The 17,991-nt window shown below is 73.0% G+C and carries 21 protein-coding genes; 9 read left to right on the top strand and 12 right to left on the bottom strand.

Annotated elements, in window-relative coordinates; translation table 11 throughout:
* Positions 1–99 precede the first annotated feature (99 nt).
* The 6 genes from LADH09A_RS01525 to LADH09A_RS01500 all read right to left on the bottom strand — a co-directional run bounded on the left by LADH09A_RS01525 (position 100) and on the right by LADH09A_RS01500 (position 4,900).
* On the bottom strand, positions 100–849 hold the full coding sequence (locus LADH09A_RS01525; RefSeq protein WP_238642929.1) for a ZIP family metal transporter: 750 nt from the start codon (positions 847–849) through the stop codon (positions 100–102).
* A gap of 54 nt (positions 850–903) precedes the next feature.
* Positions 904–2,094, bottom strand: a complete 1,191-nt coding sequence (locus LADH09A_RS01520) for a GNAT family N-acetyltransferase (protein WP_238642928.1) — start codon at positions 2,092–2,094, stop codon at positions 904–906.
* A gap of 113 nt (positions 2,095–2,207) precedes the next feature.
* Complete coding sequence (locus LADH09A_RS01515) at positions 2,208–2,900, bottom strand: ABC transporter permease (RefSeq protein ID WP_238642927.1); 693 nt, start codon at positions 2,898–2,900, stop codon at positions 2,208–2,210.
* Positions 2,897–3,742 carry an ABC transporter ATP-binding protein gene (locus LADH09A_RS01510; RefSeq protein WP_238642926.1) on the bottom strand — a complete coding sequence of 282 codons (846 nt, stop codon included), beginning with the start codon at positions 3,740–3,742 and terminating at the stop codon, positions 2,897–2,899. The genes LADH09A_RS01515 and LADH09A_RS01510 overlap by 4 nt, the downstream gene beginning before the upstream one ends.
* The gene (locus LADH09A_RS01505; protein WP_238642925.1) at positions 3,739–4,077 is read right to left on the bottom strand and encodes a PadR family transcriptional regulator; all 339 of its coding nucleotides are present in this window, start codon (positions 4,075–4,077) and stop codon (positions 3,739–3,741) included. Before LADH09A_RS01505 ends, LADH09A_RS01510 begins: the two co-directional genes overlap by 4 nt.
* Positions 4,078–4,180: 103 nt before the next feature.
* The gene (locus LADH09A_RS01500) at positions 4,181–4,900 is read right to left on the bottom strand and encodes a PP2C family protein-serine/threonine phosphatase (RefSeq protein WP_238642924.1); all 720 of its coding nucleotides are present in this window, start codon (positions 4,898–4,900) and stop codon (positions 4,181–4,183) included.
* Between the two features lie 63 nt (positions 4,901–4,963).
* On the opposite strand from LADH09A_RS01500, the gene LADH09A_RS01495 reads away from it, so the two are divergent.
* On the top strand, positions 4,964–5,986 hold the full coding sequence (locus LADH09A_RS01495; protein ID WP_238642923.1) for a response regulator transcription factor: 1,023 nt from the start codon (positions 4,964–4,966) through the stop codon (positions 5,984–5,986).
* Between the two features lie 5 nt (positions 5,987–5,991).
* Here LADH09A_RS01495 and LADH09A_RS01490 read toward each other — a convergent pair whose 3' ends face one another.
* Entirely contained in the window at positions 5,992–6,552 is a 561-nt protein-coding gene (locus LADH09A_RS01490) for an XRE family transcriptional regulator (RefSeq protein ID WP_238642922.1), read from the bottom strand.
* 55 nt (positions 6,553–6,607) lie between these two features.
* On the opposite strand from LADH09A_RS01490, the gene LADH09A_RS01485 reads away from it, so the two are divergent.
* Positions 6,608–7,897 carry a benzoate/H(+) symporter BenE family transporter gene (locus LADH09A_RS01485; protein ID WP_238642921.1) on the top strand — a complete coding sequence of 430 codons (1,290 nt, stop codon included), beginning with the start codon at positions 6,608–6,610 and terminating at the stop codon, positions 7,895–7,897.
* A gap of 67 nt (positions 7,898–7,964) precedes the next feature.
* Here LADH09A_RS01485 and LADH09A_RS01480 read toward each other — a convergent pair whose 3' ends face one another.
* From LADH09A_RS01480 to LADH09A_RS01465, 4 genes are all read right to left on the bottom strand, one after another.
* Positions 7,965–8,336: a hypothetical protein gene (locus LADH09A_RS01480; protein WP_238642920.1), complete on the bottom strand. Its 372-nt coding sequence runs from the start codon at positions 8,334–8,336 to the stop codon at positions 7,965–7,967.
* Between the two features lie 592 nt (positions 8,337–8,928).
* The gene (locus LADH09A_RS01475; RefSeq protein WP_238642919.1) at positions 8,929–9,180 is read right to left on the bottom strand and encodes a hypothetical protein; all 252 of its coding nucleotides are present in this window, start codon (positions 9,178–9,180) and stop codon (positions 8,929–8,931) included.
* Between the two features lie 82 nt (positions 9,181–9,262).
* Entirely contained in the window at positions 9,263–9,724 is a 462-nt protein-coding gene (gene mscL / locus LADH09A_RS01470) for a large conductance mechanosensitive channel protein MscL (RefSeq protein ID WP_238642918.1), read from the bottom strand.
* A gap of 39 nt (positions 9,725–9,763) precedes the next feature.
* Entirely contained in the window at positions 9,764–10,444 is a 681-nt protein-coding gene (locus tag LADH09A_RS01465) for a FadR/GntR family transcriptional regulator (protein WP_238642917.1), read from the bottom strand.
* Positions 10,445–10,530: 86 nt separating this feature from the next.
* Here LADH09A_RS01465 and LADH09A_RS01460 point away from each other — a divergent pair, with 86 nt between their 5' ends.
* Entirely contained in the window at positions 10,531–11,811 is a 1,281-nt protein-coding gene (locus LADH09A_RS01460) for an MFS transporter (protein WP_372492204.1), read from the top strand.
* 11 nt (positions 11,812–11,822) lie between these two features.
* Here the strand turns inward: LADH09A_RS01460 and LADH09A_RS01455 are convergent, their stop codons facing one another.
* The gene (locus tag LADH09A_RS01455; RefSeq protein ID WP_238642916.1) at positions 11,823–12,179 is read right to left on the bottom strand and encodes an STAS domain-containing protein; all 357 of its coding nucleotides are present in this window, start codon (positions 12,177–12,179) and stop codon (positions 11,823–11,825) included.
* Between the two features lie 163 nt (positions 12,180–12,342).
* Between LADH09A_RS01455 and LADH09A_RS01450 the strand changes: the two genes are divergently transcribed.
* The 6 genes from LADH09A_RS01450 to LADH09A_RS01425 are packed head-to-tail and all read left to right on the top strand — an operon-like array spanning position 12,343 to position 17,883.
* A complete protein-coding gene (locus LADH09A_RS01450) occupies positions 12,343–13,203 on the top strand; it encodes an STAS domain-containing protein (protein ID WP_238642915.1) in 861 nt (286 codons plus the stop codon).
* Positions 13,203–13,613, top strand: coding sequence for an STAS domain-containing protein (locus tag LADH09A_RS01445; RefSeq protein ID WP_238642914.1), 411 nt, complete (start codon positions 13,203–13,205; stop codon positions 13,611–13,613). Before LADH09A_RS01450 ends, LADH09A_RS01445 begins: the two co-directional genes overlap by 1 nt.
* Positions 13,610–14,029: an anti-sigma regulatory factor gene (locus LADH09A_RS01440; protein WP_238642913.1), complete on the top strand. Its 420-nt coding sequence runs from the start codon at positions 13,610–13,612 to the stop codon at positions 14,027–14,029. The genes LADH09A_RS01445 and LADH09A_RS01440 overlap by 4 nt, the downstream gene beginning before the upstream one ends.
* Positions 14,017–15,039, top strand: a complete 1,023-nt coding sequence (locus LADH09A_RS01435; RefSeq protein WP_372492203.1) for a SpoIIE family protein phosphatase — start codon at positions 14,017–14,019, stop codon at positions 15,037–15,039. The genes LADH09A_RS01440 and LADH09A_RS01435 overlap by 13 nt, the downstream gene beginning before the upstream one ends.
* On the top strand, positions 15,036–16,397 hold the full coding sequence (locus LADH09A_RS01430) for a sensor histidine kinase (RefSeq protein WP_238642912.1): 1,362 nt from the start codon (positions 15,036–15,038) through the stop codon (positions 16,395–16,397). The genes LADH09A_RS01435 and LADH09A_RS01430 overlap by 4 nt, the downstream gene beginning before the upstream one ends.
* A gap of 4 nt (positions 16,398–16,401) precedes the next feature.
* Positions 16,402–17,883, top strand: coding sequence for a SpoIIE family protein phosphatase (locus tag LADH09A_RS01425; RefSeq protein WP_238642911.1), 1,482 nt, complete (start codon positions 16,402–16,404; stop codon positions 17,881–17,883).
* Positions 17,884–17,991 lie beyond the last annotated feature (108 nt).

The following is a 17,991-nucleotide window of genomic DNA, read 5'->3' as shown; positions in this document are numbered from 1 at the left end:
GCCGCCGCCCACCGCGCCGCCCGCAGACCGCCGCCGCCCACCGCCGCCGCCCACCGCCCCGCCCGCAGACCGCCGCGCCGGTTGTGGCGCGGCGACCGGTCAGCTGTGGGAGAGGGCGAACGCGGTCAGGAAGCCGGCGACCGTGACCAGACCGACCAGCAGGTGCGCGTCCTCGAACGCCTCGGGGACCATGGTGTCGGTGATCATCGCGAGGATCGCGCCGGCGGCCAGTGCCGTGATCCCGGCCAGCACCTCCGGCGGGGCGCCGCCCAGCACCGTGTTGCCGAGCAGCGCCGCGACCCCGCTGATCAGGGCGATCCCGGTCCAGAGCAGGAAGACGTACCGCCTGGTCCGGCCGGCCTGGCGCATACCGGCCGCGCTGGACAGGCCCTCCGGCACGTTGCTGAGGAAGACCGCGGCCACCGTGACCAGGCTGACCGTGCCACCACTGAGCAGGCTCGCGCCGATCACCACCGATTCCGGTATGCCGTCGAGCAACGCGCCCACGGCGAGCGCCGACCCGGAGCCGGGCTGCTCCTTCTCGGAGGGCTGCTGGTCGCCGGAGCGCTTCCGGTGCCGCGCGCCGTGCCGGGCGAGCGCCACGTTGGCCAGCGTGTAGACGACCGCTCCGACGGCAGCGCCGAGCGCGGTGGGCAGCAGGCCGCCCTGCTCGTGTGCCTCGGCGATCAGCTCGAACGACACGGCGGAGAGCAGCACGCCCGCCCCGAACGCCATGACCGACGCGGTGACGCGCTGCGGCACCCGGGCGAACCAGCCGACTGCCGCCCCGACCAGCAGAGCCGACCCGGCCAGCAGCCCCCACCCACCCGCCTGTAACCACTCCGGCATTCGCGGGTCCCTACCCACGCCCGCCGGGGCGACAAACCCGGTCGTGAGGAAGTCTCAGAAGTCGGCGAAGAGGTACGGCACCCTGCGGGGGAAGATGCCGCGCAGCTCCGCGGCGGCGTCCACCGGCACCTCACCCAGGCCGCGCAACGGCAGCTCGGCCGGGTCCAGCACCCCGTACGCGAGGGCGGAGAGGCCGGCTGCGGTCAGGGTGGCGGTCGGTGTGCGGTCGGCGGTGTCGCCGACCAGCTCCAGCGCGCCGGTCGTGCCGTCCAGCAGGTGCGTGCCGGCCAGCCATCGGTCCCCGGTCAGCTCGACCCGCACCCGGCCGGGACCGGCGGGCAGCCCGCGCAACGCGTCCAGCGACAGCAGCCGGGCCATCGGCGCGGACGAACCCGGAACGGCCGTCCGCGCCTCGACGTGTACGTCCAGGTCGGTCAGCCACAGCTCCGGCAACTCGTCGGGCGGGACCTGGACGGTGATCCGCTCGATCTGGTCGACGTGCCGGGCGAGGAACTGCAACAGCAACGCCCGGGCGAGCGGGTCGGCGACCAGCAGCTCGTTGCCGTGCAGCGTGCCGCCGTGTTCGTCGATCCGGTACGTCACCGCGCCGGTAACCTCTCCGGCCACGCGGGCGGTGAGCAGCCAGTACTGGTCCCGGTCGCGCATCCCGACCGCGCGGAAGTCCGGAAAGAGCGAGAAGCCGTGCCGTTCCTGGAGGGTGCGCTCGGTGAACGCCCGCCAGGCCGGATAGCCGGCGGCGATGCGCTCCCAGCTCACCTCGCCGGGCAGCTCCACCCGCAGCAGTGACGCGAGGTTGCCCGGGGTGAAGGTGACCTGGCGCGGCTTGGGCAGCCCGGCGTAGCCGAACCGGGCGTAGAAGCTGGGCCGGAACGGGTAGAGCGCGCTGAGCAGATGCCCCTCGTCGCGCATCTCGTCGAAGAGTTGGTGCAGCAGCGTCCGGACGTGCCCCTGCCGGCGGGCCAGCGGATGGGTCGCCACCCCGGCGACGCCGGCCATCGGCAGCACCACCCCGCGCAGGTTCTGCCGCATCGGAATGGCCGACGCGGCGGCCAGCGTGGCACCGCCCTCCTCGGCGACCAGCGTCCGGTTGCCCTCCTGGTAGGGCAGGTAGTCGCGGAACTCGTCGATCCGTGCCGCGCTGAGCGGCGAGGACTCGAAGGCGTACGCGGCCAGCGGGAAGCTGGTGGTGAGACGGTCGTCGGCGGTCACCCGGCGGATGGTCATTCGCCCATCTCAGCCTGCCGCACAGGTCGCAGCAACCCGATTGGCGGGATCCGTGCCCGCACCGGCGGTCGGCGCACCCGGCACCGGCCGGCGCACGGGCGCCGGCGCACCGGTCATCCGACCGGCAGGTGCCGCAGGTGCCGACGACGGCGCAGGCGGACACTGACCACGGCAGCCACGCCGACGACCAGCAGGGCGGTGACGACGAGCCCGTGCAGCACGCCACGGGCCAGGTAGCCCTGGTCGGTGTGGTCCACCGCCCAGGTGGCGATCTCCCGGGTCGACCAGAACGGCGTCAACTTCGCCCCGGACCCGGCCGGGTCGATCAACATCTGCACCGTGACCACGGTGAGCAGCAGCAGCGTCCCCTCCATCTCGCGGGGCAGCAGCGCGCCGATCAGCATCCCGAACGGCGCCGCCACCGCGACGGAGCAGAGCAGCGCGGCGGCCAGGCCGCCGTACCGCAGGTCCGCGCCGTCGATCATGGGGAGCAGGAAGAACGGCACGGAGATGACCAGCCCCACCGTCCACAGGCCGAGCACCCGGCCGAGGTAGAGGTGGTGTGGACGGTAACCGGCCAGCCGCAGCCTCGGCTCCAACTCCCGAGCCGCGGTGGTGGCGAACAGGGCGGCGGTGCTCACCGCCCACCCCACGCCGAGGAGCAGCGACCGGACCGACTGCCCGAGGTAGGCATCCCGTCGGATCAGGTAGAAGGTCAACGGCATCAACAACAACAGCAGGAGTACGCCCCGACGCCGCAGCAACTCCCGCAGGGTCATCTCGGCGACGGTGAGGAGCCGGTTCACAGGTGGCCTCCCTGGACGCCGTGCGCGTGCCACCCGGCCTGTTGTGCAGGGGTCAGGTCGAGCACGATGTCCACCCGGTCGAGTTGGTTGAGCAGGTGGGTCACCACGACGATCGCCGCGCCGCCGTCGCGCAGTCGGCTGAGCTGGTCCCAGAAGTTGACGTACGTGCCCTGGTCGAAGCCCTGGTACGGCTCGTCGAGCAGCAGCACGTCCGGGGCGCTGAGCGTGGACATGGTCAGGTTGAGCTTCTGCCGGGTGCCGCCGGACAGGTGGCGGGCCTGCACGTCCCCGCCCGCCTCCCAGCCGAGCTGACGCGCCGCCGCCCGACCGGCCCGGCGGGCGGGACCCCGGGCCACGCCCTGACCGGCGCCGACCAGCACGAAGTGCTCGTCGGCGAGCAGGAAGTCGGCGGTGCCGCCGGACTGTGGGCAGTAGCCGAGCTGCCCGGAGACGGTCACCTCGCCGGCGTCGGGTGAGATCAGTCCGGCGCAGATCCGCAGGAAGGTGCTCTTGCCGCAGCCGTTCGCGCCGACGACGGCGGCGATCTGTCCGGCCCGGACGGTCAGCGTGGCGTCGTGCAGCACGGTCCGCCGCCCGTACCGCTTGGTGATGCCCGCCGCGTGCAGCCGGACCGGCCCGGGGCGTGGTCCGGGCGCGGTGCCGATGCTCTCCACGACCGCGCCCGCGTACTGCTGGGGTGGACCGAAGACGACCCAGGGGTCGCCACCACCCTCGCGCAGGTGCGTGGCCGCCTCGGCGACCACGTGCCGGGCGGCGTCCGCCGCGACCCGGCGCTGGTGCAGCTCGGCCGTGAGCGTCCGCAGCCAATCGTCGGCGTTCACCGGGTGACCCCCTTCGTGACGATGTCGTTCACCGGCTGCACGAAGGTGAGCCAGGCGCTGCCGCCCGCGCGGAGTGCCGCGTACCCGTCGTCGGTGAGCCGGTAGTACTTGCGGGCCGGCCCGGCGCTGCCCTCCCGCCACTGCGCGGTCACCAGGCCGGTCTTCTGCAGGCGCAGCAGCACCGGATAGAGCGTGCCGCCCTGGATGGGCCCGACGCCCGAGGCGTCGAGCGCCTGGGCGAGCTGGTAGCCGTAGGACTCGCGGTCGGCCAGCAGGGCCAGCACGCAGATGTCGAGCACCCCCCGCAGCCACTGCCCGCGCCGGTCGGAATCCACGGGTCGGACAGTAGCGGGGCAACCTAGATGGCACAACTACCTACCGGGACGACCGGATCCGGTTCGGCCGGTTCCGCGAAACCGTCGAACGGGTCCGGCGAGGTCAGCGGGCCACGACGTCGGAGACCACGACGGTCACGTTGTCCGGTGCGCCGGCGTGGTGCGCGAGCTTCACCAACTGCTCGCCACACTGCTGGCGGTCGGCGTACATGCCCAGCGCCGCCGCGATGGCGTCGTCCTCGACGTAGTCGGAGAGCCCGTCGCTGCACAGCAGCAGTCGGTCGCCGGGGGCCACGGTGAGCACCCCGATCGCCGGTGGGGTGTCGGCGCCCTGCACGGCCCGGGTCACCAGGGACCGCTGCGGGTGGTGACGGGCCTGGTCGGGGGAGAGCGTGCCCTGGTCGACCAGCGCCTGCACGAACGTGTCGTCCCGGGTGAGCTGGGTCAGCTCCGCGTCGCGCAGCAGGTAGCAGCGGGAGTCGCCGACCTGGGCCAGCACCAGCGTCTCCCCGGCCAGCAGCGCCGCGGTGAGCGTCGTGCCCATCCCGTCGCGGGTCGGGTCGACGGTAATGGCGGCGTGGATGCGCTGGTTGGCGGTGCTGACCACGGCACGTAGGGCGTCAGCGGCGGCGTCGGGCTCGGTGGGCGGGGCAAGCTCGTCCAGGATCCGGATCACGATCTCGCTCGCCACCTCGCCCGCGGGCAGCCCGCCCATGCCGTCGGCGACGGCGATCAGGCGGTCACCGGCGAGGGCGGAGTCCTCGTTGTTGGTGCGAATCAAGCCGATGTCATTGAGGATGACCGAGCGGAGGATCAGCGTCATGGGGTCAAGCTTGCCAAGAAGACCCTGCCTTCGTCTCTACGCACTACTGCGTAGGGTTGAGAAATGATGCCGGTGTCCATGGTCGGACGCGCCGGCGAGCTTGCCGAGCTCGACCGCGCGTGGTCCGTCGTGTCGGCGGCCGGCCGCTCCGCGCCGACCGTCGCGGTGATCACCGGTGCGGCGGGAGTGGGCAAGAGTCTGCTGGTCGCCGCCGCTGTGGACGCCTTCGCCCCGCGTCCCGCGATGATCCTCTCCGGGGCCGCCCGGGTGCACGGCCCGGCCCCGTACGACTGGTTGGCCGCCGTGCTCACCGGGCGGGACACCGGTCGGCTCGCCCTGCCGCCGGACGCGCTGGCGTGGCTGGCCCAGCAGCCCACCGCACCCCGCGAGCGGTACGCGCCCGGCACCCTGCTGCGCCTCGCCGTGCGGACCGTCCAACTGTTGGTCGGCGTCGGCCCGGCCGTGCTCGTGGTGGAGGACCTGCACGCGCTCGACCCGGCCAGCGTCAACCTGATCGGTGAGCTGGCCACCGTGGCCGAACTGCCCGCCCTGCTGGTGGTGGCCAGCCGTCCGCCCGCCGACGCGGTGGCGCCGGAGCTGACCCGCCGTGCGCTCGCCCGGCTCAGTGGGGTCCGCGGCGCCGTCCGCCAGCACCTCGGCCCGCTGCGCCAGGCCGAGGTCGCCGAGGTCCTCACCCAGGTGTACGAGGGCTGCGACCCGTCCGACCGGCTGGTCGCCTCGCTCTGGCGGTGCACCGGCGGCAACCCGTACGCGCTGACCGAGTTGCTGGCCGCGCACGCCGGAGACGGGCCGGAGGCGTTGCTCCGGCGACTGCCCGAGCCGCGTCCACCGGTCGATCCGGTGGCGGCTGTCGACCCGGAGTTGACCGCCCGGGAGGTCGAGGTGCTGGGCTGCCTGGTCGACGGGATGTCGAACAAGCAGGTCGCGAAGGCGCTCGGCATCTCGGTGCGCACGGTCACCGTGCACGTGTCGAACCTGCTGCGCAAGACCGGCTCGGCGTCGCGCACCGAGGTCGCGCTCTGGGCGGTACGCCGTCGACCGCCGGTGCCCGCCCCGGTGGACTGAGGCGGTCAGCCGCGCGGATAGCGCAGCAGCAGGCTGGCGGCGACCTCCTCGTCACCCACCGCCGCGTACGTGTGCGGCACGTCCGACACCCAGCGGAGGTGACCGCCGGCCGAGGCGGTCAGCGGCGCGTCGGCCGGGCCTGCGCGCAACACCCCGGCGAAGACGGTGACGTGCTCGGTGACGCCCGCCTGGTGGGCGGGGGAGAGCTGCCCGGGCCCGGGCGCGACCCGCATCCGGTACAGCTCGTAGGTCGCGTCGGTGTCGGTGAACACCTCCAGCAGCGTGGCGCTGACCGCGGTGCCGTGCACGGTGGGCTCGTCGGACGGTTCGGCCAGCACGGCGGTCAGCGGTACGCCGAGTTGCGCGGTGACCGCCCAGAGCGTCTCCAGGGTCGGGTTGCGGGTGCCGTGCTCCAGGCCGGAGAGGGTGGCCTTTCCGACGCCGGCGAGTCGGGCGAGTGCGGACAGCGAGATTCCCCGCTCCTCGCGCAGCGCGCGGACCCGGCGACCGACGATGGCGGGGTCGACGTCGAGGTCCGGACGGCGGGCTGGTGGTGGGTGCGGCACCCGGCTATCGTGCTACACGCTTCCGTTCCGTAAACGGAACGGCTGGGAGGGTGGGATGACCGGACACGTGCAACCGGTGCTGGCCGGCGTGGTCACCGCGCTGGTCGGCTTCGCCAGCTCGTTCACCGTCGTGCTGGCCGGGCTCCGCGCGGCCGGCGCGACGGACGCGCAGGCCGCCTCCGGCTTGCTCGCCCTCTGCGTGACGTGCGGGCTCGCCGCCGCCTGGCTGGGCTGGCGGCACCGGATACCGATGAGCGTGGCCTGGTCCACCCCCGGTGCGGCGCTGCTGGTCGCGACCGGGCCGCCCCCGGGCGGATGGCCGGTCGCGGTGGGCGCCTTCCTCGTCTCCGGAGTGCTGATCGTCGCGGCCGGGCTGTTCCCACCACTCGGCCGCGCCGTGGCCGCCATTCCCAAGCCGGTGGCCGGCGCGATGCTCGCCGGGGTGCTGTTGCCGCTGTGCACCGCCCCGGTCCGCGCGCTGGTCGAGCTGCCCCTGGTGGCCGGGCCGGTGGTGGTCGGCTGGCTGCTGCTGCACCGGTTCGCCCGCCGCTGGGCGGTGCCCGGCGCGCTGGTGGTCGCGGTGGTGGCGATCGCGCTGACCACACCGCCGGCCGGCCTGACCGGTGCCGCGCTGATCCCGTCGGTCACGCTGACCGCGCCGGCCTGGAACGCGTCCGCGCTGGTCGGCCTGGCCCTTCCGCTGTTCCTGGTCACCATGGCCGCGCAGAACGTACCCGGCATGGCCGTGCTGGTCGGCTACGGATACCGGCCCCCGTTCGGCGCCGCGCTGCGGGCCACCGGCCTGGCCAGCCTGCTGGCCGCCCCGGCCGGTGGGCACGCCGTGAACCTCGCGGCGATCACCGCCGCCCTCGCCGCCGGCCCCGACGCGCACCCGGACCCGGAGCGCCGGTGGGTCGCCTCGGTCACCGCCGGCGTCGGACTGGCCCTACTCGGGTTGGGTGCCGGCGTGGCCACCGCGCTGGTCGCGGTCGCCCCGCCGATCCTCATCGAGGCGGTCGCCGGGCTGGCCCTGCTGGGCGCCCTCGCGACCGCGCTCGCCGCGGCGGTGACCGACCCGACGACCCGGGAGGCCGCAGTGGTCACCTTCGTGGTGACCGCCTCCGGGGTCACGTTGATCGGCGTGGGCGGGGCGTTCTGGGGTCTGGTCGCGGGCTGCCTGATGCTGCTGCTCTTCCATCGCCGCCGCCCACCCGCCGCCGTGCCGGGTCAGGTGGTGCCCGCCGTGCCGGGCCAGTCGGCTCCCGCCGTGCCGGGCCAGCCCGCTTCCGCCGTGCCGGGCCAGCCCGCTCCCGCCGTGCCGGGAAGATCCACTCGGGATTCATGAAGTCGGGGTGTCCCAAGGCTCTGGACACCCCGACTTCCGTGAACCCGAGTCGATCAAGGTGGTGGGGCTACTCCTCGGGCGGCAGGTCGGCCATGCCGACGGCCAGGAGGACCCGGCCGTCGGCCACCGACCCGATCCGGTCGGCCGGTACGTACACCGCGCCCGTGCGGGTCAACTCGGTCGAGACCTTCAGGTAGCCGCTGTGCAGCAGCCGCGCCGCCAGGTCGGCCGGGACGTCGGGCTCCTCGACGGCGGTCGACTCGATCAGCTCGTCCAGACTGCTGCCCGGGTCGGCGGTCGATGTCTGGACGGTCACCGCATTCGGGTCGCCCCGCTGGACGAGGTCCACGGTCCCGACCTCGGTGCCGGCTGAGTCGATCACCGGCATCCCGGTGGTGATCCGCGAGATGGTCGCCTGCTGCTCGTCCTGCTGGTCCATCCCACCGCGGTTCCCAGAGCGGTGCGACGCTAAACGCTGCCGCTGCCGCTGCCGCTGCCCGCTGCTCGGCCCGCTGCCCGCCGCTCGGCCCGCTGCCCGCTGCCCGCTGCTCGGCCCGCTGCCCGCCGCTTGGCCCGCTGCCCGCCGCTCGGTCCGCTGCCCGCTCCCGGCCTGCTACCCGCCTCCCACCTCAGCCGCGCGGGCAGCGCAGGTGGCAGGCGACCGAAGAATCCCCGGATGGCCGGCGCGTGCATCGCGCAGGGGTGACAGGCGCAGGCAGGCAATGAGGTTGGTCGGCGTGATCGCCGCCTGCGGTGCCGGCGCGGCCCACCCTTGAGGGCGTGATGACTCACAGGCATAAATATGCCGGTGAGTCATCACCCTCGAAAGCGCCACCGCCCCCAGATCCTGTGGCGGTGAGGGGCGACGACCGACCGCAGTCAGTTCCCGCGGCGGTGGCCGCCGCTGCGGATCCACGCCGGGCGGGTCGGGGCGGCGGGTGACGACCGACCGCCGTCAGGCCCGGCGGTGGCGGGCGGCGAGCGGCGGACGACGGACGACGGACGACGGGCGACGGGCGGCGGACGGTTGCTCAGCCGTTCGGCAGGGTCCAGCTGCCCGGCGGGCGTGGAGACAGCTCCCGCCAGGTGTCCGGGCCGTCGAGGAGCGCCCGGACGGTGTCCTCAGCCTCGTCCGCACTGCCGTACTCGTAGAACCGGGAAATGCCCTCGGCGCCGCCGGCCCGCTGCTCGACGTGCCACCGGTCGGCGTCCACCCGCAGGAAGACGTCCCGCCGGGCCAGCCGCCCCCACTTCCCGTTCCACCAGTGCTTCCGCTGCTCCATGGCGGGACTCTATCGAACACACGTACGAGAAGATGCGGCCCCTGCGGGATTCCCGCAGGGGCCGATGTGCATCTCGTTCGCGTCAGCGCGGCGCCGGGGGTTCGGTCCGGCGGCCCAGCACGTCGTCCAGTGCCCCGCGCTGCTGACCGGGGGTGGTGTGGCCGGCGGAGACCAGCGCGTCCCGGATCTCGGTGAGCAGCTTGACCTCCTCGCTCGGCGCCGCCGGCGGCGGCTCCTCGCCCCGCTGCCGACGCTCGGCAAGCTTGTTCATGGGGAACACCACGAAGAAGTAGAGCACCGCGGCGGTCAGCACGAACGTGATCAGGGCGTTGATGAACCCCGCCCAGTCCATGTAGTTGCCCTTGGTGATCTCCCACCTCCCGGCCGATAGGCCAGTGCCCCCACCGACCGCCTTGATGAGGGGTTCGAGGAACGACTTGGTGAGTTGGGTGACCACGCCCGTGAAAGCGGCACCGATGACGATACCGACGGCCAGGTCGACGACGTTGCCGCGCATGATGAAGTCTTTGAAGCCCTTGAGCATTCGTACTCCCGAGGTGTCCGCTTTTCTGTCCGGCACAACCTATGCCCGTTCGGCGGGTTCCAGAAAAGCGCCGGCTTCGATCGCCGCCCGGCCCGGATCGCCGGCCCGGATCGCCTCGACCAGTCGGGTGTGGTCGACGTAGCGCTCGGGGGTGAGCGCTCCCCCCATCGCCTCGGCGACCGTGCTGCGCAGGGCGGTGCCGACCGAGGCGTACAGCTCGGCGAGCATGGCGTTGTGGGCGGCGGCGACCACCGCCGTGTGCAGCGCCGCGTCGGCCTCGACGAACGCGTCGACCCGGCCGCCGTGCCAGGCGGCCTCGCGCTCGGTGAGCGCGCCGTCGAGCGCCGCCAGGTCCTCGGGTGTACGCCTCAACGCGGCGAGCCGGGCGGCCTCCACCTCGAAGGCCCGGCGCACCTCGATGACCTCGGTCATCCGGTCGTCGCCGAGGCGGCGGGCCACCACCGGTGCCAGTTCGTCGGTGGACACCACGTACGTGCCGGAGCCCTGCCGGCACTCCAGCACCCCGGCGTGCACGAGGGCTCGGACCGCCTCGCGGACCGTGTTGCGCCCCACGCCCAGCGCGGCGACGAGCTGCGGCTCGGTGGGGATGCGCCCGCCGACCGGCCACTCACCGCCCAGGATCCGGGCGCGGAGCTGCTCGATCGTCTGCCGGACCCGGTGGCCGCGGGGCGGCACGGCGGTCTGGCCGTGGGGCGGCACGGGCGGCGCGGAGGGGAAATCAACCGACGGTGGCACTGGTTACATCACCGGTCCCAAATTCATCCCATGATTGTAGGTTAGAGGTCATGACCCCGCCACCGACCGCCGCTCCGGCGCCCCCCGCTCCCGTCGCCGTCGATCCCCGCCCCACGCGGGACCCGGGTACGGGTCGACGGACGCACCCGGCCACCGGTGGCGCGCTCGTGCTGGTCGGGATGCTGCTGGTCGCGCTCAACCTGCGCGCCGTGGTGACGAGCCTCGGCGCACTGCTCGACGAGGTCCGCGACGGGCTGGGCCTCTCCGGCGCCACCGCCGGTCTGGTCACCACCCTGCCGACCATCGCGTTCGCCGGCCTCGGCGCGCTCACCCCGTGGCTGGTGCGCCGGGTGGCGCCGGCCCGGGTGCTGGTGGTCGCCATGCTCGCCCTCGCCGTCGGCCAGGTGCTCCGGGTCGTCACCGACTCGACCTGGGTCTTCGTGCTCACCAGTGCGCTCGCGCTGTCCGGCATCGCGGTCGCCAACATCCTGCTGCCGATGCTCGTCAAACAGCACTTCCCGCACCGCACCGGCCTGGTCACCGGGGCGTACACGATGGCGTTGACCGTGGGAACGACGGTGGCCGCCGCCTCCGCGGTGCCCATCGCGCACGCCTTCGGGTCGTGGCGGGCCGGGCTCGGCGTGTGGGCCGCGATGGCCGCGGTGGCCGTACTCCCGTGGGTGCCGCTGGCGCTGCGGACCCGGGCGGGCGCGCGGCGGGCGACCCCGACGGCGGTCGCTGCGGCGCCGGCGCGGGTTCGGCCGGCGCGGACCCGACTCGGCTGGGCGATGGCCGTGTACTTCGGGGCGCAGTCGCTCAGCGGGTACGCGATCATGGGCTGGCTGGCCCAGCTGTTCCGCGACGCCGGCTACCAGCCCGAGTCGGCCGGGCTGCTGCTCGCCGGGGTGACCGCGCTCGGCGTGCCGATCGCGCTGCTGATGCCCACCCTGGCCGGCCGGCTGGGGAGTCTGCGGCCGCTGGTGCTCGGTCTCACCACCGCGTCGGCGCTGGCCTACCTGGGTCTGGCCCTCGCGCCGCACCGCGCCGCGCTGCTCTGGGTCGCCCTCCTGGCGATCGGCCAGGGCGCGTTCCCGATGATCCTGACCGCCATCGGTCTACGTGCCCGCACCGCCGAGGGGACCGTCGCGCTCTCCGCGTTCGCGCAGAGCACCGGGTACGTGATCGCCGCTCTCGGCCCGCTGATGGTCGGCATCCTCTACGAGGTCACCGGAGGCTGGACCGCGCCGATCGGGTTCCTGCTGGGCGCCCTCGCCGTGCAGACCACGGCGGGCATGGCGATCGCTCGTCCCCGCTACGTCGAGGACGAGTGAGAGGGCGGCGGTCAGGAGGAAGCAGGTGCCGATTCGCCGGCGACTGCCTCGTCCACCGTCGGGTAGGTGTGCAGCACCTCGACCAGCCCGCTCACCTCGAGGATGCGCAGCACCCCGCGCTGCGGTGCGGCCAACCGGACCACGCCACCAGCCTCGTCGCAGCTGTTCTTGGCGCGGACGAAGACCGACAACCCGGTCGAGTCGCAGAACGAGACGTCCGCCAGGTCGAACACCAGCCGGCTGCGGCCCTTGTCGAGCAGGTCGGTGATCTGGTCCTGAAGCTGCGGTGCGGTAGCCATGTCCAGCTCGCCCGCGACCGACACGACGACCACGTCGCCGCGCTGTTCCGTGTGCACCGTCAAGGACATTCGCCAGACCTCCTGTTATCGGGGGAACGGTATCCCACGACCGGGGTCGAACGCAGAACGGGAGCCGGCATCCGGTGGCGGTCGTCATTCCGTTGCTACGGGGCAAGTAGTTGATCAGGCCCCGGTGATAGAGTCCGCCCGGTCCAGGTCAAGGGGGTTCGAAATGGCGTTGAGCACCGAAGAAAGTGGTCGGCTCGCTGCGCTGCTCGGCGGGCAGGCCGAACGGGTCACGACTCGGTGGACCGAGATCGTCACCAGTTCGTTGCGGGGCCGGCTGAGTCAGGCCGAGTTGCGCCGTCAGGTCGAGGACCTGCACCGTGCCATCGTCGCCACCGGTCAGCACGGTGAGATCGATCTGGCCAGCGAGAACGCGGCCGAGTTGCGGGCCGCGCTTACCGAGCTGTCCCGTGGTCGGGCTCGGCAGGGCTTCTCGGCCACCGAAACGACGATCAGCATCTTCGCGCTCAAGGACGTGCTGGCCGAGCTGGTGCAGGAGGCCGGCGGCGCCACCGCCCTGCACGACTTCGTCGCCTTCTCCAAGCTGGTCGACGAGATGGGCCTGTTCACCTTCGAGAGCTTCGTCCGCACCCGGGAGAGCCTGATCGCCGACCAGGCCGAGCAGTTGCTCGAACTCTCCACGCCGGTGGTCAAGCTCTGGGAGGGCGTGGTCGCCGTCCCGCTGGTCGGCACCCTGGACTCGGCCCGAGCCCAGGTGGTGATGGAGCGGCTGCTGCAGACCCTGGTCGACACCGGCTCCCCGTACGCGATCATCGACATCACCGGCGTCCCGGCGGTGGACACCCAGGTCGCCCAGCACATCCTGAAGACCGTGGTGGCCGCCCGGCTGATGGGCGCCGACTGCATCATCTCCGGCATCCGTCCGCAGATCGCGCAGACCATCGTCGCGCTCGGCATCGAGTTCGGCGACATCGCCACCAAGGCGAGCCTCGCCGACGCGCTGCGTCACGTGCTGCGGCTCAGCGGGGTGGAGACCGCCCGTCGCCAGCCGCGCCGGGGCGTCTGATGGAACGCGTGCCGATTCTCAAGATCGGCGACATCCTGCTCGTCTCCATCCAGCTGGACATGTCCGACCAGACGGCCGTGCAGCTCCAGGAGGATCTCGCCGAGCGGATCGTGGACACCGGCTGCCACGGCGTCATCATCGACATCACCGCGCTGGACATCGTCGACTCCTTCGTCGGGCGGATGCTCTCCACGATCGCCTCGATCTCCAAGGTGCTCGACGCGGAGACAGTGGTGGTCGGGATGCGCCCAGCCGTCGCCATCACCCTTGTCGAACTGGGGCTGTCGCTGAACGGCATCCGTACCGCCCTCAACGTCGAGCGCGGCATGGAGCTGATCGCAGCGGCCCACGCCGACGAGCTCGATTACCAGCTCGACGACGATCCGGACGCCGAGACGGCCTCGTCGTGACCGCGGGCATCGACCTGGGCCAGCCGCAGGCGCAGTCGGTTCGCAGCGACGAGGACGTGGTGCGCGTCCGGCAGCTGGTCCGCGCCGTTGCGGTGGCCGTCAAGCTGTCCCTCGTCGACCAGACCAAGGTGGTCACCGCGGCGAGCGAGCTGGCCCGCAACACCCTGGTGTACGGCGGTGGCGGCTCGGTCGAGGTGACGACCGTGGACAACGGCCGACGCAAGGGCGTCCGGATCGTCTTCGCCGACTCCGGGCCGGGCATCGCCGACCTGAATCTGGCCATGACCGACGGCTACACCAGCGGTGGCGGGCTCGGCCTCGGGCTGAGCGGGTCCCGCCGACTGGTCGACGAATTCGAGATCGAGACTTCGCCGGAGACCGGCACACGGATCACGGTCACCAAGTGGTCCCGGTGAACGCCGAGGCGGTCACCGACAGTGGCATCTGGTTCCGCGTGGAGGCCAGCAGCGCGGCGAGCGCCGTCCGGCGCGCCGCCGAACGCCTCGGTGCGCAGGTCGAAATGGGTGCGGCGCGCATCGCCGACCTGGCCATCGTCGCCGCCGAGCTGACCAGCAACCTGGTCAAGCACGCCGACGACGGTGTGCTGCTGCTCCGGCCGGTCCGCCGTGCGGGGCAGGCGGGCGTGGAGCTGATCGCCATCGACTCCGGGCCCGGCATGGCCGACCTGACCGTCTCGTCCCAGGACGGGCACTCCACCACCGGCACCCTCGGCATCGGCCTGGGTGCCATCGTGCGGCAGGCCAGCTGGTTCGACGGATATTCGCTGCCGGGCAAGGGCACCGTCCTCGCCGTGCAGGTCTGGCCGGCGGAGCCGGCCCAGCCGTCCTGGGCCGGCGCCCTCACCCGACCGCTGTCCGGTGAGACGGTCAGCGGCGACGGGTACGCCGTCCGGGTCGCCGACGGGCGGCACCAGGTGCTGGTCAGCGACGGGTTGGGGCACGGCCCGCTGGCCGCTGCCGCCACCGACGCGGCGCTGGCCGCGTTCCGCGACGCCCCGGCCGGCCCGCCGGCGGCGGTGGTCGGTCACCTGCACCGGAGCATGTCGCACACCCGGGGCGCGGCGCTCGCGGTCGCCGAGCTGGCACCGACGGCCGGTGTGCTGCGCTACGCCGGCCTGGGCAACATCGCCGGCGTCGTCGTCGAGGGCGACGGCCACCGGCGAGGGCTGGTGTCGCTGCCCGGCATCGCCGGTCACCAGCGGCCGACGATCCGGGAGTACGACTACCCACTCGGTCCGGGTGCCCGGCTGGTGATGCACAGCGACGGGGTGGTCGACCGTTGGCGGTTGGCCGACTACCCGGGTCTGGCCCAGCGATCCCCGCTGGTCATGGCGGCGACCCTCCTACGCGACGCGGGTGTGCGACGCGACGACGCCTGCGTACTGGTCGCGAGGTCCTGGACATGACCGGCGAGCCGGCCGCGCTGCCGCTGTTGCAGATGGCGCTGCGGGTCGAGCAGGACATCTTCGTGATCCGTCAGCGGGGCCGCGAGGTCGCCGCGGTGGTCGGTCTGGAACACCAGGACCAGGTCCGGATCGCCACCGCGCTCAGCGAGGTCGCCCGGGACCTGCTGCGGACGACCGGCGGCGCGGACGTCTCCTTCCACATCGACGGGGGCGCCGACGGCCGGTTCCACCTGCGCGCCGACCTGGCCCCGGTGGCGCCGCTCCCGGACGGCCGATACCAGCCGCAGTCCGGCGCGGTGTCCCGACTGGTCGACTCGTTGAGCGTGTCGACCGTCGAGGGGGTTACGGTCGTGAGGATGTCCCGACGAGTTCCGGCCAGCGCGCCGACGCCAACCCCGGAGCGGCTCGCCGAGTTCCGTGCCGAACTCGGTCGTACCGCGCCGGGCAGCGCGCTGGACGAGTTGACGGTGCAGAACGGGCAACTCATCGCCGCCCTCGACGAGGTGCGCAGCCAACGCGACGAGCTGGCCGTGCTCAACGAGGAACTGGCCGAGACCAACCGGGGCGTGCTGGCCCTCTACAACCAGCTCACCGAGGAGTTGGAGGAGACCAACCGGGGCGTCGTCGCCCTCTACGCCGAGCTGGACGAGAAGTCGGCCCAGCTCCGTGCGGCGAGCGAGTCGAAGAGCCGGTTCCTCGCCAACGTGAGCCACGAGCTGCGCGCCCCGGTCACCGCGATCATCGGGTTGGGGCGGCTGCTCACCGACTCCGCCTCCGATCCGCTCACCGACGAGCAGGGCCGCCAGATCGATCTGATCCGCTCGTCCGCGGCGGACCTGCTCAACCTGGTCAACGAACTACTGGACCTGGCCAAGGCGGAGTCCGGCCGGATCGAGCCGGACCTGACGGACGTCGACCTGCGGTCGGTTCTCGGTCAACTGCGCGGCACACTGCGCGCGCTGGCCACCCGCCCGGGGGTGGAGCTGGTCGTGGAGGAGCCGACCGAGCCGGCACTGCTGCGTACCGACGAGGTGCTGCTCGGTCAGGTGCTGCGCAACCTGCTGCACAACGGGTTGAAGTTCACCGAGCGCGGTGAGGTGCGGCTGCGGGCCCGCCAGCACGGCGACCGGTGGAACTTCGAGGTCAGCGACACCGGGCCCGGCATCGCCACCGAGCTGCACGACCGGATCTTCGAGGAGTTCTACCAGGTGCCGGGCGCCACCCGGGTCGGCGGCACCGGCCTCGGCCTGCCGTACGCCCGGCGGTTGGTGACACTGCTCGGCGGGACGCTGGAGCTCTCCAGCGAGCCGGGCCGGGGCAGCACATTCATCGTCTCCCTGCCCACCGGCGGGGCGTGACGACATGGACGGCATGCCGGCAACCATCCTGGTCGTCGATGACAGTCGTACCAAGCGTTACCTGCTGGTCAGTTGGCTGACCCGGGCCGGCTTCACCGTGCTGGAGGCCGAGAACGGCGCCGAGGCGCTGGCGCGGGTCGAGGTGGACCGCATCGACCTGGTCGTCCTCGACGTCCGGTTGCCGGACCTGAGCGGGTACGAGGTCTGCGAACAGATCAAGGCCCGGCACCCGGCGATGCCGGTGATCCACGTGTCGGCGCACGCGGTGGACGTGGCCGACCGCGCCCAGGGGCTGACCCGGGGTGCGGACGCGTACCTGACCGAGCCGATCGAGCCAGAAGAGCTGATCGCCACCACCCGGGCGGTCCTGCGCTACTACCAGGCCCGGCAGCGCGCCGAGTTGCTGGCCGAGCGGCTGCTCGGGTTGGCCGACACGACCGTGGCGGTGCACGCCGCACCGACCTTCGCACGCCTGCTGGAGGCCGCCGCCGAGGGTGCCGCACAGATCTTCAAGAGCCCGGCGGCGGTGATCGCCGAGACCTTCGACGGGGACTGTCTCGCGGGGATCTGCGCCGGCCCCGGCGCGGCGGCCGCCGTGGTGCCGTGGGTCGTCGACGACACCGGAGTGCCGACCGGTGCCACGGTCCGGGTGCAGACCCCGGCGAGCTGGGCGCTGGTCGACTGGCCGGCGGACGACACGGTGACCGTCGCCGCCGCCCGGCTGCGCGAGGACCGGGCCCCGCTGTACGTGGTGGTCCCGACCGCCACCCAGACCGCGCGGACCCCGGTGCTCAAGCAGCTCGCCCAGGCGGTGGCGGCGGCCGTGGAGGGGCAGCGCTCGTTCGACGAGGAGCACCGGATCGCGGTCACCCTCCAACGCAGCCTGCTCCCACGCGGGCTGCCCACCGTCGCCGGCCTGGATCTCGCCGTGCGTTACGAGCCGGCCAGCGCGCAGACCGAGGTGGGCGGCGACTTCTACGAACTGGTGATGCTCGACGGGCACCTGCTGCTGGCGATCGGGGACGTGGCCGGCCACTCGCTGCACGCGGCGACGGTGATGGCCGAGCTGCGGCACGCGGTGCGGGCGTACGCGGTCGAGGGGCACCAGCCCGGCGAGATCCTGCACCGGGTCAACGAGCTGATGCGGACACTGCTGCCCAACGAGATCGCCACGCTCTGCGTACTCCTGCTGCACCCACCGACCGGGCGGGTCCGGCTGGCCAGCGCCGGGCACCTTCCGCCGGTGCTCAGCATGGACGGCAAGGTCGAGTTCGTGCAGCACTCCGCGCCGCTGCTCGGCGTCCGTGCGCCACGCCCCGCCGACCTGGAGTTCGTGCTGCCGGCCGGGGCGACGCTGGTGTTCTACACCGACGGGCTGATCGAGCGGCGGGACGCGACCATCGACGAGGGGATGGCCGCGCTCGCCGCGGTCTCCGCCCCGGTCGACGACAACCTGGACCGCTTCTGCGCCCGAATGCTGATGTAGTCGGCCGCACCGGAGATCCAGGTAGACGTCGCCGTGGTCGTCCTTCGCCGGCGCTGAGCTGGCGCTGACTCATCGACCTGAGCGAGCGGACGCGGCGGCTGCAACCCC

Source organism: Micromonospora cabrerizensis (assembly GCF_022230955.1).
GTDB classification, from domain to species: domain Bacteria; phylum Actinomycetota; class Actinomycetes; order Mycobacteriales; family Micromonosporaceae; genus Micromonospora; species Micromonospora cabrerizensis.
Note: the sequence above shows the minus strand (reverse complement) of the source record. Positions and strands in the feature narration are given on the sequence as shown.

Coding starts and splice junctions, on each gene's coding strand:
- LADH09A_RS01525 (WP_238642929.1), bottom strand. CDS start 849: ATGCCGGAGTGGTTACAGGCGGGTGGGTGGGGGCTGCTGGCCGGGTCG.
- LADH09A_RS01520 (WP_238642928.1), bottom strand. CDS start 2,094: ATGACCATCCGCCGGGTGACCGCCGACGACCGTCTCACCACCAGCTTC.
- LADH09A_RS01500 (WP_238642924.1), bottom strand. CDS start 4,900: ATGACGCTGATCCTCCGCTCGGTCATCCTCAATGACATCGGCTTGATT.
- LADH09A_RS01495 (WP_238642923.1), top strand. CDS start 4,964: ATGATGCCGGTGTCCATGGTCGGACGCGCCGGCGAGCTTGCCGAGCTC.
- LADH09A_RS01485 (WP_238642921.1), top strand. CDS start 6,608: ATGACCGGACACGTGCAACCGGTGCTGGCCGGCGTGGTCACCGCGCTG.
- LADH09A_RS01480 (WP_238642920.1), bottom strand. CDS start 8,336: ATGGACCAGCAGGACGAGCAGCAGGCGACCATCTCGCGGATCACCACC.
- LADH09A_RS01475 (WP_238642919.1), bottom strand. CDS start 9,180: ATGGAGCAGCGGAAGCACTGGTGGAACGGGAAGTGGGGGCGGCTGGCC.
- mscL (WP_238642918.1), bottom strand. CDS start 9,724: ATGCTCAAGGGCTTCAAAGACTTCATCATGCGCGGCAACGTCGTCGAC.
- LADH09A_RS01460 (WP_372492204.1), top strand. CDS start 10,531: ATGACCCCGCCACCGACCGCCGCTCCGGCGCCCCCCGCTCCCGTCGCC.
- LADH09A_RS01455 (WP_238642916.1), bottom strand. CDS start 12,179: ATGTCCTTGACGGTGCACACGGAACAGCGCGGCGACGTGGTCGTCGTG.
- LADH09A_RS01450 (WP_238642915.1), top strand. CDS start 12,343: ATGGCGTTGAGCACCGAAGAAAGTGGTCGGCTCGCTGCGCTGCTCGGC.
- LADH09A_RS01445 (WP_238642914.1), top strand. CDS start 13,203: ATGGAACGCGTGCCGATTCTCAAGATCGGCGACATCCTGCTCGTCTCC.
- LADH09A_RS01430 (WP_238642912.1), top strand. CDS start 15,036: ATGACCGGCGAGCCGGCCGCGCTGCCGCTGTTGCAGATGGCGCTGCGG.
- LADH09A_RS01425 (WP_238642911.1), top strand. CDS start 16,402: ATGGACGGCATGCCGGCAACCATCCTGGTCGTCGATGACAGTCGTACC.